Below are 12,147 nucleotides of genomic sequence, written 5' to 3'. Positions count from 1 at the left end.
GAGCGCCATGACCGAGATCCGTACACCCCGCCTCCTGCTCCGTCGCTGGCAAGACGATGACCTCGCGCCCATGGCGGACATCAACGCGGACCCGCGGGTCATGCGCTGGATCGACGACGGATCGGTACGCGACCTCGACCGCACGGCACAAGCCATGGAACTGTGGGAGGAGGAGTGGGACGAGGAAGGCTTCGGGCTCTTCGCCGTGGAGTTGCTGGCTTCGGGTGAGCTGGCCGGCGTCACCGGCCTGTCCGTGCCCTGGTACCTGCCGGAGGTACTGCCCGCCGTGGCGATCAGCTGGCAGTTCGGCACACCGTTCTGGGGGCAGGGGTACGCGTCCGAAGCCGCCCACGCCACCCTGGAGTTCGCCCTCCAGGATCGCGGACTTGACCGGGTCGTCAGCATCATCCGAGCCGGAGACGACGCGTCCGAGAGCGTCATCCGCAAGCTCGGCATGGCCCTGGAGCGAGAGACGGTGCACCCGGTGCACGGCTACCCGCTGCGCGTCCACGCCATCGATCTCACCGAGTTCCAGGCGTAAGCGCGCCGAGCCGTCGACCGACGCGGGGGAACCGCCGCTTTCGACGGCGGCACCGCGCATTGATACTGCGCGAGCCGTCAGACGGCTTCAGGGTGAAGTCCGAATACGGATTGCCACCCGGGCAACTCGTGGCGGCGGTGCCGGTCCGGGCTTTCCCGGTGCCGCGTGAACCGGCCGCCCCGTCCAGCCGACGGGGCGGCCGTGGGAAGTGTGGTGGTGATCACCGCCAAGTGAGCGAACCGGTCTGACCGCCCGGGAAAGGACCAGTTCAGCAGGTGTGGGGGTGGGGACAGCCCCATGGGGTGGTGGGGGCTCGGCCCCCCAGCGGGTCTGGGGCTGACAGGCTGTCGCGGTGTGACGGCCGTAGCGAGACTCGACCGCATGACGACTTCCACCAACGCCTCGGTGGCGACCGCTTCGGCCGCCGTGCGTCCCCGCAGACAACGCCCCCACGGCGGCAGCGACTTCGCGCGGCTGTCCCAGCTCATCAGCGAGGCAGGTCTGCTGCGGCGGCGCAAGGGTTACTACACGGTGCGGCTCACTGTGGTGACCGGGCTGACGGCGGCGGGTTGGGCGGTCTTCGTCGCGCTGGGCGACACCTGGTGGCAGTTGGCGGTCGCCGCTTCGATGGCCCTCGTCTTCGGCCAGATCGCGCTGGTGGCGCACGACCTGGCACACCGGCAGGTCTTCCGGCAGCAGCGCACGAGCGCTGTCTGGGGCCGGCTCTTCGGCAACCTCGGCATCGGCATGAGCTACGGCTGGTGGATGAACAAGCACACCCGTCACCATGCCAACCCCAACCACGAGGAACTCGACCCCGATGTCGCTCCGGACATCCTGGTGTGGTCCACCGAGCAGGCCCGCAACAGCAACGGTCTGGCCCGATTCATCGGCGGTCACCAGGCGTTCCTGTTCTTCCCCCTGCTGACGCTGGAAGGCTTCAACCTGCATGTGTCGAGCGTACGGGCGCTGCTCTCGCCGTCCATGAAGAGCCGTCGGCTCGAGGGGTGCCTGCTCCTCCTGCACCTGGCGGGTTACCTGTCCGCGCTGTTCCTGGTGCTCTCCCCCGGCAAGGCGGTGGCGTTCCTCGCCGTGCACCAGTGCCTTTTCGGTGTCTATCTCGGCAGCGCCTTCGCCCCCAACCACAAGGGCATGCCCACCTTCACCGGTGACGACCGACCCGACTTCCTGCGTCGCCAGGTCCTCACCTCCCGGAACGTGCGCGGTGGCCGGGTCACCGACCTGATGCTCGGCGGCCTGAACTACCAGATCGAGCACCATCTGTTCCCGAGCATGCCCTCTCCTCATCTGCGGCGGGCCCAGGTCGTCGTACGCGCGTACTGCCAGGAGATCGGCGTGCCCTACCACGAGACGGGGCTGCTGCAGTCCTACCGCGAGGCACTCGCACACCTGCACCGGGTAGGGGCACCCATCAGAGAGCGGCAAAAGGCGTCCTGACAGAGCGCGGCCGAACCGCGGCGGAACGGGGTTCAGGAGCGGGGGGCGAAATGGACCAGGATCCGGCCGGTGTTGGCCGTGTCGATTTCCAATCTGTCGTACAGACGTCTGATGTGCTTCTGGCCGAGGAATGCCAGGACGCGCCCTCTGAGCTGCCCGGAACCCTTTCCGTGAATGATCTGCACGACGGGCTCCCCCGTGTGTTTCGCCTGGAAGACGATCTGCCGCAGCGAGAGTTCGATGTCGCGGTTGTTCCGGAAGACCGGATGCAGATCCAATGTCAGCACGTGCTGCCTCCCGCTGCCGCCGCCTGTGACCACGCGGTCCAAGTGTGTCATGCGGCTGCAGGCAGCCTGACGGTCCGAGCACCGCGGTCCGGGACGGCTGAAGCGGCACGACCCCTGACAGCGCGGTCGTGAAAAGGACCGCCCCGGCGCCGTCCCGTGTGCGGTGATCGGCCGAATACGGCGTTCGAGGCCGACCCGGGAAAGACACCCGACGCACAATTCCACCTCCACCCCCTTTTCATCCTCTACGCTTCCCCGCCCTCATCCATCTCAGACGACATGGACCACGGGGGACATCAGCACGCGTGCCTTGGCCCTCACCTTCCACGTCGCCGACGTCGGCCCCTGGTTCGGTGTCCCCCGGGTCGAGGTGTGCCGGCTCGTCGCCCTATGGTTGGCCGATGCGCTCACACCAAGTTGACCGGCCGGCCGATCTCGACGTTGTCCGTGAGTCCTACGACCGGGTGGCCGACAACTACGCCGAGATGGTGGCGACGACGGGAATGGGCGACATCCGTCGCGATCCCTGGCTGAAGGCATCGGTCGACGCCTTCGCCGACACCGTGAGCGGGCTCGGGCCCGTCCTCGACGTCGGCTGCGGGCCCGGAACGGTGACCGCCTACCTCGCCGAACGCGGACTCGACGTCTCCGGGGTCGATCTCTCGCCCGGCATGATCGAGAACGCCCGCCGTCTGTATCCGCACTGCCGCTTCAGCGTCGCCTCCGCCACCGAACTCAGCCTCGAAGAAGCCTCCCTCGGCGGCGTACTCGGGTGGTGGTCACTGTTCAACCTCCCGCGCGACGTCCTTCCTCAGGTCTTCGCCCTGTTCGCGCGGGCTCTGAAGCCGGGCGGCCACCTCATCACCGGAACGCACGTCGGCGACGAGGACGTGGTGCGCACGGAGGCCTACGGAGGTGTGTCCGTCCGCTGGACGACGCACAAATGGCGGCCGGAACGGTTCGTCGCCCTGATCGAGCAGGCCGGACTGCGTCCCGTCGCCGAACTGCGGCTCCCGGCAAATGAGTTCAGCGGGCCGGGTCTGGTCGTCATGGCCCAGCGCCCCGCCTGAGGACCGGACGCCCGAGAGAGTTCGGATACTGCGGCGGACACGGCATCTGGTCCGGGTGCACAGGTCACCTCATCCAGGTCAGCCCGCTCGGGGAGCGGACGGCCGCCTCGGCCTCGTGCGCCAGTCGCACGAGTTCCGCCTCCGGCACCGCCCCGGCCGGCCGCCGCTCACGTGCGAACGTGGTGGCCAGTCGTTGCAGCAGTTCGTTGAGCGGGGTCGGCACGCCGTACATCCGCCCCAACAGGACGATCTCACCATTGAGGCAGTCGGCCTCGATCGTGCCCGTGCCACGGGTGAGGGACTGCCAGGAGGACCCACCGCCCCCTCCTGCCGAACGCACCTTGTCGCCGCGCGCCTCCTGCTGTTCTCGCTCACTCACGTGGGGGATCCCGGCGGTCCTGAGGACCGACTCGCCCTCCGCGCGCACCCGTTCGTACAGACGCCCGGCCTCCTCCCCGGCGATCGGCCAGCTCAACGCGTTGATCGCGTTGGCGAGGTTGCCGAGCAGCTTGGCGTACTGCCGGCGCGCCACGTCGGCAACCACCGGGGCCTCGAAGCGGGCGGTCTCCAGATCGGCGGCGATCCGGCGGACGGTGTCATCGACACCGCGGGGAAAGCGCCCGAGGTGCAGAATGCCGCTGAGCGGAGCGCCGGGCGCGGAGACCACCCCCGGTTCGACGAAGGTGGAGGGCAGCCGGACGCACACGCCGTACACACGGCGGAAGCGGCGCAGGGCGATCCGCTGACTCTCCACGCCGTTCTGCGCGCACACCACAGGCAGCCGCTCCGCAGCAGTGCCGCCGCCCGCCACCGGCGCGGCGCCCCAGGTGTCCAGTGCGGCCTCGCAGTCCTGCGTCTTGACCGTCAGCACGAGTACGTCGTCCGTTCGCAACACGCCCAGCGCGCCCGGGCCTTCGACGACAGGGAGTCGATGGACGCGTTCGCCGTCCGGAGCCCGGAAGCGCAGCCCCCCCGGCCTTCATCACGGCGTAGTGCGCGCCCCGAGCGACGAGGACCACCTCATGCCCGGCCTCGGCCAGGCGCGCCCCGATGGTTCCGCCGATCGCCCCCCTGCGACGATGATGTAGCGCGTGCCGCCGGATTCCGGCACGTCCGACATGCCCAGGTCGCCGCGGGAGACCTCGGAGGCTCCGGGAGTGGTGTGCATCGTGATCGCTTTCTCGTATGACGGAGACGGTCGTCGCGACTCGTGAGGGACGATGTCACCGATCCCGGCGGCGCCGAAGCACGTCCTCCTGAGTGCTCAGGTGTCCACCTGCTTCGTGTGTCGCACCCGGGAGCGCATCTCCTGCGCACGTAGCGCTCTCCCGGGCCCCTCCCGGGCAGGCCGCCACTCGCGCGTGCGATACCGCGGTACCCGTCGCGGTGGCTGACGCGTTCGTCGCCGACCTGGCCGTGTCCGGGGTGGCACCACCGCCGGATGCGCCTGCCGATCAGCGCCGTACCCCCGCATCGTCACGTCCGGATCCCGCCAGCACCGGTGCTCGCCGGACAGCAGAGTCGAAGGTGACACGAACGCTGACGAGATGGAGGCGACGATGACCACCTGCACGACGATCACCAGCCCGCTGGGCGACCTGCTCCTGACAGGTGAGGAAACCGGCGACGGGCTCGCCCTGGCCTCGCTGTCCATGCCCGGCCAGAAGAACGTCCCGGCCGTCCAGCCCGGCTCGCGCCAGGACAAGGAGCCGTTCGCGGACATCATCCGTCAGGTGGAGGCGTACTTCGCGGGCGAACTCACCCGGTTCGACATCCCGTTCGCCCCCGGCGGCACGGACTTCCAGCGGCGTGTCTGGCGCGCGCTGGAGGAGATCCCGTACGGCACCACGACGACATACGGCGCGCTCGCCGAGCGACTCGGCCTGGAGCGTGTACGAATCCAGGCACTCGGCGCGGCGATCGGCGCGAACCCGCTGCTGCTGGTGCGTCCCTGCCACCGTGTCATCGGTGCGGACGGCTCGATGAGGGGCTACGCGGCGGGCGTCGACCGCAAGGTACGCCTCCTCACCCACGAGGGCGCCCTGCAGCCGACCCTCCTCTGACACCGCGCCCCGCGAAGCCAGTACGCGCTCCGGGAGACAACGGCGTCCGAGCAGCGGTTCCCCGGCCTCGAAAGCGTCCGCCAGGCCGTGAACTCCCTCACCCAGCGGGATGACACCTCCCGTTCGCCCCTCATCAGCGCGGCCGACCTCGCCGCCCACGCGGGCGACCTGCCCGTACCCCAGCCGCACACCGAAGCCGAACTCGCCGCAGTCGTCGGGCTGTCGACCGGGCCGAGGTCCCTGATAGAGACGGTGGCGATCGGACACGGCCGCGCCGCCTGCCGGAATGCGGCGCTCGCGATCGCGGCCGCGTGGGCGGCTCGCGGCAGCCGGGTGCTCACCGTCGTGGACTGGCCGGAGACGGCCGCCTCGTGGCTGCGCCCGGCGACCCGGCTGACCGCCGAAACCCCCGACTGGGTGATCGCCGGCCCCGACACCCTGCACGGGCTGCGCGGCGCGAGCACCGACGGCGGCACAAGCAGTTCGACCAAGGCGAGCGCCGCCGCACGGTTCCGGGAACAGCTCGCCTGACGGGCGGCCCGCAGCGGAGTCCCCCTCCCCCGCCCACAGTTCGCACGGACGGTCCGACGAGACGCGAGTCCGTGCCCCGGGCGCGGGATCGCGTCTCGCCGGTCCGGCGTCATGTCCGGCCGGCCCGGGTGAAGTCCTGGCCTCGCGCCGCCGGCGGCGCGAGGTCAGGACTTCACAGCGGCGTCTCCCGGCAGTCGCACGACACGGCGGTTCACCGGGGTGTCGGTCGACGGGTCCGTCTCGACACGGGGGGCCTGGGCCTGGGTCCGCGTGACGCGCTCGTGCAGCGGCGCGGTCGGCGTGCGGTCGATGTGCAGGCTGAGGAGCTCGGGGCGGGCGTAGTGGCCGATCGTGTCCGCCATGCGCTTGCGCCGGTCGATCATCGTGAAGTCGATGTCGGCGATCACCTCGCCCTCGCCGTGCGTGACGGGCTCTCCGACGATCCGGCCCTCCGGGTCGACGACGGCGGTGAAGAAGCCCTGGGAGAACAGCGCGACGGGAGCGCCGGTGTCCGCGGCGAGCCGGGCCTTCTGCTCCTCGTCGAGCCAGGCGGTCGCGTTGACCACGAAGGACGCCGACTCCAGCGCGTGCTGTCTGATGGCGACCTCCATCTGCGGGGCGAAGTTCTCGCCGCCCAGACCGCCCGGGAACATCGCGGCGTGGATCTGCTCGCCGTCGGCGATCAGGGCGTAGCGGGCCAGCGGCTGGTAGTGCTCCCAGCAGGCGAGCTGGCCGATGCGGCCGACGGCGGTGTCCACGGCGCGCAGGCCGGAGGCGTCGCCCTGGCCCCAGATCATCTTCTCGTGGTAGGTCGGCGTGATCTTGCGGCGGCGCTGGACGAGCGTGCCGTCGGCGTCGAACAGGAGCTGGGTGTTGTAGATGGTGCCGCCGTCGCGCTCGTTGACGCCGATCGAGACGACCATGCTGTTCTGGCGGGCTGCCTCGCCTATCGCGTCGGTGTCGGCGGAGGGCACGGCGACCGACTCGTCGAGCAGCAGAAGCTGGTCCTCGTGGATGGTGTACGGCGCCTTCACGAAGCCGAAGTACGGGTAGTACGGGATCACGGTCTCCGGGAAGACCGCGAACTCCACTCCTCGCTCCCCCAGTTCGTGGATCTTGTTGACGACGCGCTCGACGGTGCCTGCGCGGCTGTAGAGCACGGGGCTGATCTGGACTGCGGCAACTTTTACGGTCATGTCTAGATTCCTTGGGTGTGGACGGGGGGTGAGTGGCTTCCTCCTCGAAGCAACAATACGAGCATATGCTCGTACCTGGTGGAGCGGCAAGGCTTCCCGTCGGGTGCCGAGGTGACGGCGGTCTCGTGGGTCCCGCGTTCCACCGATGAGAGCAAGGCCGTGAATCCTTCTGCACCCACCCGGAAGGAGCTGCTTGCGTGGCGTCCAGCAGTGAAGCCGGTGGACACCGCGGCGCAGACGGGTCGGAGCGGAATCAGCGCCCGGATGCCGCCGCCCTCGACATCGCGACGACCGGGGGCAGCCCGCCGTCCCAGTTCACCCTTCCCGGACGCGTGGCCCTGGACTCGCCCCACGTCTCGGCACGAGCAGTGGTCCCGGGGAAACCGGCCGGTGCCGACCGATCCCGATCCGGCCGGTGCCCGTCGGCGGCATGTGGCGCCGTACCCGTACGCGGCCCTGTCCGTCCCGCTCTCCGCCGCGGGCCGGCGCTTCGGCGCCCTGACCGTGCCCAGGCCGGAGACCTACGGCACTTACCGACCGGCGGAGCACACGGAACTCCAGCGCATCGGGGAGGAACTGGCCGGCGTCCTCGCCCGGCTCGCCGAGTCCGAGGGCGCGCTCACGGCCGGGGCCACACCGATGCCGGTGCCCTTCGGCTCCCACGCCGACACCACCGTCCGCACGCCGGGACGGGGGGGGGCCGGGCGTCGCCGGCTCCGCGGGCACCAGCCTGATGCACCCGGTGCGGCGGCTCGCCGGTCTGCTGAACCGGGCCATGGCCGAGGACGACGCCCTCGCGGCGGCCCGCCACTGCGTCACGACCCCCTTCCGGGCCCGGACCCTGGCGCCGGCCTCGGCCGACGAGGGCCGCCTGTGGGTCCTGGGCCACAGCGGTGCCTCCGCCGATCCGGCCGCGATCTCCACGGGACCGGGCCGGACGCGCGGACACCCGCGGCCGAGACCTTCCTCGGACGCCCGCTGTTCTGCCCCGGCGGGCGGCAGGCGGTCGGCGGCGCTGCGGGACGAGGAGAACACGCAGGCCGAGCACGGCCGGGGACTGCTCATCGTCGAGGCCCTGTCCGGATCATGGAACAGCTCCCCCAACGGCCGCGGCAAGACGGTCTCCGTGGAGGTGCCCGTCGGTCCGCCGCCGGAGTGACCGTCGCCTCCTCCGCGGATCTCCCGTCGACGACCAGCGCCCACCCGCGTAGCGAAGAGCCGGGTCAGTGACACCGGTCGGCGCCTCCACGGACAAGAGCATCCGAATCGCCACACTTGACCGTTCCGAATATACGAGCATATGCTCCTTTCATTCTCACCCGCGGCCGGATCTCAAGAAAGCGAGCCGCTTCCCATGACCTTCAAGAACACGGTGTTCGCCGCCGCGGTCACGGTGGCCCTGGCCGGCGGCATCACCGGCACGGGAACGCTCTCCGCGAGCGCGGCGACAGCACGGTACGGCTCCCACCGCATCGGCATCTCCAGCAAGAAGCCCGGTACCTCGCGCGACCCGCGATTCGCGGAGACCATGGCCCGGACCGGCCGGCCGACGGTCCCGCACCGCGCCGGCGGCGCCGACCCGGCGGAGGCCATCCTCCCGCGCCCCGGCAGGACCGTATGAATCGTCGACACCGCCGACTCGGCCGCCACCGCGACCAACGCCCACTTCCCCCTGGTCAACCGTCCCACCAGGGACTCCGCCCACCCGTTCGCGATCACCTGCCCGAGCCACCGCCACCTCGGCCGCACCCGCGCGCACCGGCACCCGCACGCACAGACCGAGGCGCGCGGACTGATGGGCGATCCGAACCGCGTACCCGACAGCCGGCTCCCGGGCACGAACCTCGGTGTCGTGAAGCAGCCCCCGCGCCCAGGCCCGGAACGGACCGGCAGCGGGCTCGTTCGCCGCCGACCGCGACAGCCCCGCCCGCCTCCCCGCCGACCGCCGCCAGCGGCGGCACCCGTCCGACAATCCCGTAAGGAAGCGCGCCATGCGCAAGATCAGTCTCCGTCCCCTCGTCCCGGCCGCCGCGGCCGCGGCCGTCCTCGTCAGCACCCCGCCGGCGTCGGCCGCCGCCGAAGACACGCACCAGGCACACCGAGCGCACCAGGCGCACCAGGTACACCAGGCGCACCAGAGCGCCGGCACCTTCCAGCTGGTCGCCAGACAGACGCAGTCCCAGTCGATAGACGCAGGGAAGAAGGGGCACAGCCTCGGCGACCAGCTCGTCATCGCCGAAGACCTCTACCGGAACGGAAAGAAGATCGGCGACCACGCCGTCGTGTGCACCTACGTACACATCGGCCCGGACACCCTCCAGTGCCTCGGCACCTTCTCCCTGCCCCAGGGACAGATCAGCGGACAGGCTCTGCTCCACCTGCCGTCCCGCTCCGCCGTCGACGTCGCCGTCACCGGCGGCTCGGGCGCCTACAGCGGCACCGGAGGCTACGTCCACACCGCACCCGCGGGCACCACGGAGCGCCACCTCACCTTCCACCTCAGCGACTGACCACCCGCCGGCGGCGCGACACCACGGCCTGCGCCGCGCCGCCGGGCGCAGACACGGACGCGTTCCGGCAGGCGCTGGAACGCCCGCACCGGGCGCACTACATCAACGACGGCTCCTACCGGCGCCGGCACGACGCCGGCGAGCCGCTGCTCAGGGGACTCCACGGGTCAGGGCCGGCCCGGACTTTGCAGTGCGCGCATATGCTCTTATGATGAGTGGACAACACTCGGGAGGAGATCATGGGCATGCCACCGACGGATCCCTCCGACGCCTGCAACAACCTGGCTCTGCGCAAGGCGGCCCGGTATCTGAGCGCGACCTACGACAAGGCTCTGACCTCGGTCGGTCTTCGCGCGACACAGCTCAGCATCCTGCAGAAACTCAGCGCGCACGGGGAGATGACGATCTCCCACCTCGCCGACGTGATCGCCATGGACCGTACGACGATGGCCTCGAACCTCAAGCCGCTGGCGCGGGAGGGCCTGCTGACCGTCGAACCGTCGGCGACCGACCGTCGCGCGCGGATCGTGACGATCACACCGGACGGTGTCTCCCGGCTGAAGCAGGCCCTGCCGCTGTGGCAGGAGGTGCAGGCCCAGTTCGAGGAGCGCTTCGGGCCCGGGGAGGCGGCCCAGCTGCGCGGCTTCCTCCAAGCCGTCCTTCAGACAGGCTTCACGCCCTGGGCCGAGTGAGACGCGCCACCCGCCGTCCTCCGCCCGCACCGAACAAAGCCGTTGAACCGGCCGCGAAGGCTAGGCATGATCCACTCTGTGGACACCTACCTGGAGACCGAGCGCCTGACCCTGCGCCGCTTCACCGCCGAGGACGCGGACCTGCTGATCGAGTTGGACAGCGACGCCGCGGTGATGCGCTATCTGACCGGGGGCAGTCCGACCGCTCCGGAGATCGTCCGCGAACGCCACCTGCCCAACATCATCGCCGGCTACCGGAAGTGGGGCGGCGGTCTTGGGCTGTTCGCCGCGCACGAGAAGGAGAGCGGCGCGTTCATCGGCTGGTTCTGCCTGCGCCCCGAGCCGCAGGGACCGCCGGACGAGGCCGAACTCGGCTACCGCCTGAGGCAGGCGGCCTGGGACAAGGGGTACGCCACCGAAGGCTCGCGGGCTCTGCTGGTCAAGGCGTTCACGGATCTCGACGTGCGCGTGGTCTGGGGCGAGACGATGGTGGTGAACCGGGGTTCGCGCAACGTCATGGAGAAGCTCGCCATGACGCTCGTGGAGACCATTCCCACTCCCCCCGACATGGAGATGGTCGAGGGGTCCGAGCACGGTGGCGTGCGGTACGAGATCACCAAGGAGCAGTGGGAGCAGCAGTAGCCGGTCGCGGGGCGGCAGGGCGTGGTGCCGCGCGGCCTGCGGGTCATGTGCCCGTGGCCACCCTGAGGGGCTGGCCGCCGTCGACGGCCAGGCAGGTGCCGGTCAGGAAGGTGTTCGTCAGGGCGAAGAGGACGGCGTGGGCCACGTCCTCGGGGGTGCCGATGCGGCCCGTGGGGTTGCCCGCGGAGAGCCTGGCGAACAGTTCGGCCTTCTTCCGCTCGCCCAGCGGATCCCACGCACCGGTGTCGATGGTGCCGGGCGAACCGGGGTCGAACCCCGCGTCCGAAGCGACCCTCCGGGCGAACTCGCGGACACCCGCAAGCTGGCGTTCGCCGAAGGAGAAGTCGAGGGCCTCGGTGTAGTAGTGGCGCAACGCCTGCTCGTCGAAGGCCTCCCACCCGGCGGCCTGCTCGCACACCTTGTCGACTTCGGCCATCGAGAGGTCCCGGGACTCCACGAAAGCCCGGTGCACTTCACGCACGATGCGAGGGTTCCGCGCCAGGTAGTCCCTGCGGACGGCCCAGGCCGCGAAGACGAACGGCAGACCGGTCCACACCTTCCGCATCTCGCCCAGGTCGTACACCAACAGTCCGAGTTCCTCGGCCTGGTGAAGGTACGCGCGCAGCGCGACGTCACCGATGACCACCGCGGCGTCCGCGTCCTGCATCATCACCGGCAGGTCCGGCGGGCACGTGAAGTACTCCGGGCGGACCCCTTCCCGCTCCTCCAGCAGAAGCCGGGCCAGACGTACCGACGAGCGCGAGGTGGAGCCCAGCGCGACCCGGCACCCGTCCAGCTCACCCAGCGGGACCTTGCTGACGATCAGGCAGGAGGTCACCGCCCCGTCGCTGCCCACCGCGATGTCCGGGAGCAGCACCAGGTCCTCTGCGTGCCTGAGGTACTCCATGCAGGCGATCGGACCGATGTCCAGGGTCCCGTCGACCAGCAGACCGCTCAGCCGGTCCGGAGTGTCCTTGGTCAACTCCAGGTCGAGCAAACTGCCGGTGCGGGCCAGGCCCCAGTAGATCGGCAGACAGTTGAGGAACTGGATGTGCCCGACCCGCGGCCGCTTCCCCGGCTCGTGCGGGACACGAGCTACGTGAGAGATCTCCACGCCGACAGGCTAGTACGTCGGAATCCGCCTCCTGCCCCCCGCG

13 protein-coding genes and 1 pseudogene are annotated in these 12,147 nt (G+C 70.4%); 10 read left to right on the top strand and 4 right to left on the bottom strand.

Annotated features, from left to right (window positions below):
- Positions 1-7 precede the first annotated feature (7 nt).
- Both ACFXI4_RS24215 and ACFXI4_RS24210 read left to right on the top strand, forming a co-directional pair.
- Complete coding sequence (locus tag ACFXI4_RS24215; RefSeq protein ID WP_384994314.1) at positions 8-541, top strand: GNAT family N-acetyltransferase; 534 nt, start codon at positions 8-10, stop codon at positions 539-541.
- A gap of 381 nt (positions 542-922) precedes the next feature.
- Positions 923-1,999 (top strand): fatty acid desaturase family protein, encoded by a 1,077-nt coding sequence (locus ACFXI4_RS24210; RefSeq protein WP_384994311.1) that lies wholly within the window; start codon positions 923-925, stop codon positions 1,997-1,999.
- A 32-nt stretch (positions 2,000-2,031) separates the two neighbouring features.
- Here the strand turns inward: ACFXI4_RS24210 and ACFXI4_RS24205 are convergent, their stop codons facing one another.
- A complete protein-coding gene (locus ACFXI4_RS24205; RefSeq protein WP_384994308.1) occupies positions 2,032-2,319 on the bottom strand; it encodes a Smr/MutS family protein in 288 nt (95 codons plus the stop codon).
- 368 nt (positions 2,320-2,687) lie between these two features.
- Here ACFXI4_RS24205 and ACFXI4_RS24200 point away from each other — a divergent pair, with 368 nt between their 5' ends.
- Positions 2,688-3,356, top strand: coding sequence for a methyltransferase domain-containing protein (locus tag ACFXI4_RS24200; protein WP_384994306.1), 669 nt, complete (start codon positions 2,688-2,690; stop codon positions 3,354-3,356).
- 64 nt (positions 3,357-3,420) lie between these two features.
- On the opposite strand, the pseudogene ACFXI4_RS24195 reads toward ACFXI4_RS24200, so the two are convergent.
- Positions 3,421-4,476: pseudogene (locus ACFXI4_RS24195) on the bottom strand (ketopantoate reductase family protein).
- Positions 4,477-4,915: 439 nt separating this feature from the next.
- Between ACFXI4_RS24195 and ACFXI4_RS24190 the strand changes: the two are divergent.
- Positions 4,916-5,419, top strand: coding sequence for a methylated-DNA--[protein]-cysteine S-methyltransferase (locus ACFXI4_RS24190; protein ID WP_384994304.1), 504 nt, complete (start codon positions 4,916-4,918; stop codon positions 5,417-5,419).
- A gap of 87 nt (positions 5,420-5,506) precedes the next feature.
- The gene (locus ACFXI4_RS24185; protein WP_384994301.1) at positions 5,507-5,950 is read left to right on the top strand and encodes a hypothetical protein; all 444 of its coding nucleotides are present in this window, start codon (positions 5,507-5,509) and stop codon (positions 5,948-5,950) included.
- A gap of 164 nt (positions 5,951-6,114) precedes the next feature.
- Here the strand turns inward: ACFXI4_RS24185 and ACFXI4_RS24180 are convergent, their stop codons facing one another.
- Positions 6,115-7,146, bottom strand: a complete 1,032-nt coding sequence (locus ACFXI4_RS24180; RefSeq protein WP_384994299.1) for a nitrilase-related carbon-nitrogen hydrolase — start codon at positions 7,144-7,146, stop codon at positions 6,115-6,117.
- A 742-nt stretch (positions 7,147-7,888) separates the two neighbouring features.
- Between ACFXI4_RS24180 and ACFXI4_RS24175 the strand changes: the two genes are divergently transcribed.
- From ACFXI4_RS24175 to ACFXI4_RS24155, 5 genes are all read left to right on the top strand, one after another.
- Positions 7,889-8,305, top strand: a complete 417-nt coding sequence (locus ACFXI4_RS24175) for a hypothetical protein (RefSeq protein ID WP_384994297.1) — start codon at positions 7,889-7,891, stop codon at positions 8,303-8,305.
- Positions 8,306-8,500: 195 nt separating this feature from the next.
- Entirely contained in the window at positions 8,501-8,767 is a 267-nt protein-coding gene (locus ACFXI4_RS24170; RefSeq protein WP_384994295.1) for a hypothetical protein, read from the top strand.
- 370 nt (positions 8,768-9,137) lie between these two features.
- The gene (locus ACFXI4_RS24165; protein ID WP_384994292.1) at positions 9,138-9,656 is read left to right on the top strand and encodes a hypothetical protein; all 519 of its coding nucleotides are present in this window, start codon (positions 9,138-9,140) and stop codon (positions 9,654-9,656) included.
- 215 nt (positions 9,657-9,871) lie between these two features.
- Complete coding sequence (locus tag ACFXI4_RS24160; protein ID WP_384994288.1) at positions 9,872-10,348, top strand: MarR family winged helix-turn-helix transcriptional regulator; 477 nt, start codon at positions 9,872-9,874, stop codon at positions 10,346-10,348.
- A 66-nt stretch (positions 10,349-10,414) separates the two neighbouring features.
- Positions 10,415-10,990 (top strand): GNAT family N-acetyltransferase, encoded by a 576-nt coding sequence (locus ACFXI4_RS24155; RefSeq protein WP_384994286.1) that lies wholly within the window; start codon positions 10,415-10,417, stop codon positions 10,988-10,990.
- Positions 10,991-11,033: 43 nt separating this feature from the next.
- On the opposite strand, the gene ACFXI4_RS24150 is transcribed toward ACFXI4_RS24155, so the two are convergent.
- Entirely contained in the window at positions 11,034-12,098 is a 1,065-nt protein-coding gene (locus ACFXI4_RS24150) for an MqnA/MqnD/SBP family protein (protein ID WP_384994405.1), read from the bottom strand.
- Positions 12,099-12,147 lie beyond the last annotated feature (49 nt).

The organism is Streptomyces sp. NPDC059224, assembly GCF_042754285.1.
GTDB lineage: Bacteria > Actinomycetota > Actinomycetes > Streptomycetales > Streptomycetaceae > Streptomyces.
This window is presented reverse-complemented; position numbering and strand designations above follow the sequence as displayed.

Bases quoted from the DNA above. Each gene is read 5' to 3' on its own strand.
- ACFXI4_RS24215 (WP_384994314.1), top strand. From the start codon at position 8: ATGACCGAGATCCGTACACCCCGCCTCCTGCTCCGTCGCTGGCAAGAC.
- ACFXI4_RS24210 (WP_384994311.1), top strand. From the start codon at position 923: ATGACGACTTCCACCAACGCCTCGGTGGCGACCGCTTCGGCCGCCGTG.
- ACFXI4_RS24200 (WP_384994306.1), top strand. From the start codon at position 2,688: ATGCGCTCACACCAAGTTGACCGGCCGGCCGATCTCGACGTTGTCCGT.
- ACFXI4_RS24190 (WP_384994304.1), top strand. From the start codon at position 4,916: ATGACCACCTGCACGACGATCACCAGCCCGCTGGGCGACCTGCTCCTG.
- ACFXI4_RS24180 (WP_384994299.1), bottom strand. From the start codon at position 7,146: ATGACCGTAAAAGTTGCCGCAGTCCAGATCAGCCCCGTGCTCTACAGC.
- ACFXI4_RS24170 (WP_384994295.1), top strand. From the start codon at position 8,501: ATGACCTTCAAGAACACGGTGTTCGCCGCCGCGGTCACGGTGGCCCTG.
- ACFXI4_RS24165 (WP_384994292.1), top strand. From the start codon at position 9,138: ATGCGCAAGATCAGTCTCCGTCCCCTCGTCCCGGCCGCCGCGGCCGCG.
- ACFXI4_RS24155 (WP_384994286.1), top strand. From the start codon at position 10,415: ATGATCCACTCTGTGGACACCTACCTGGAGACCGAGCGCCTGACCCTG.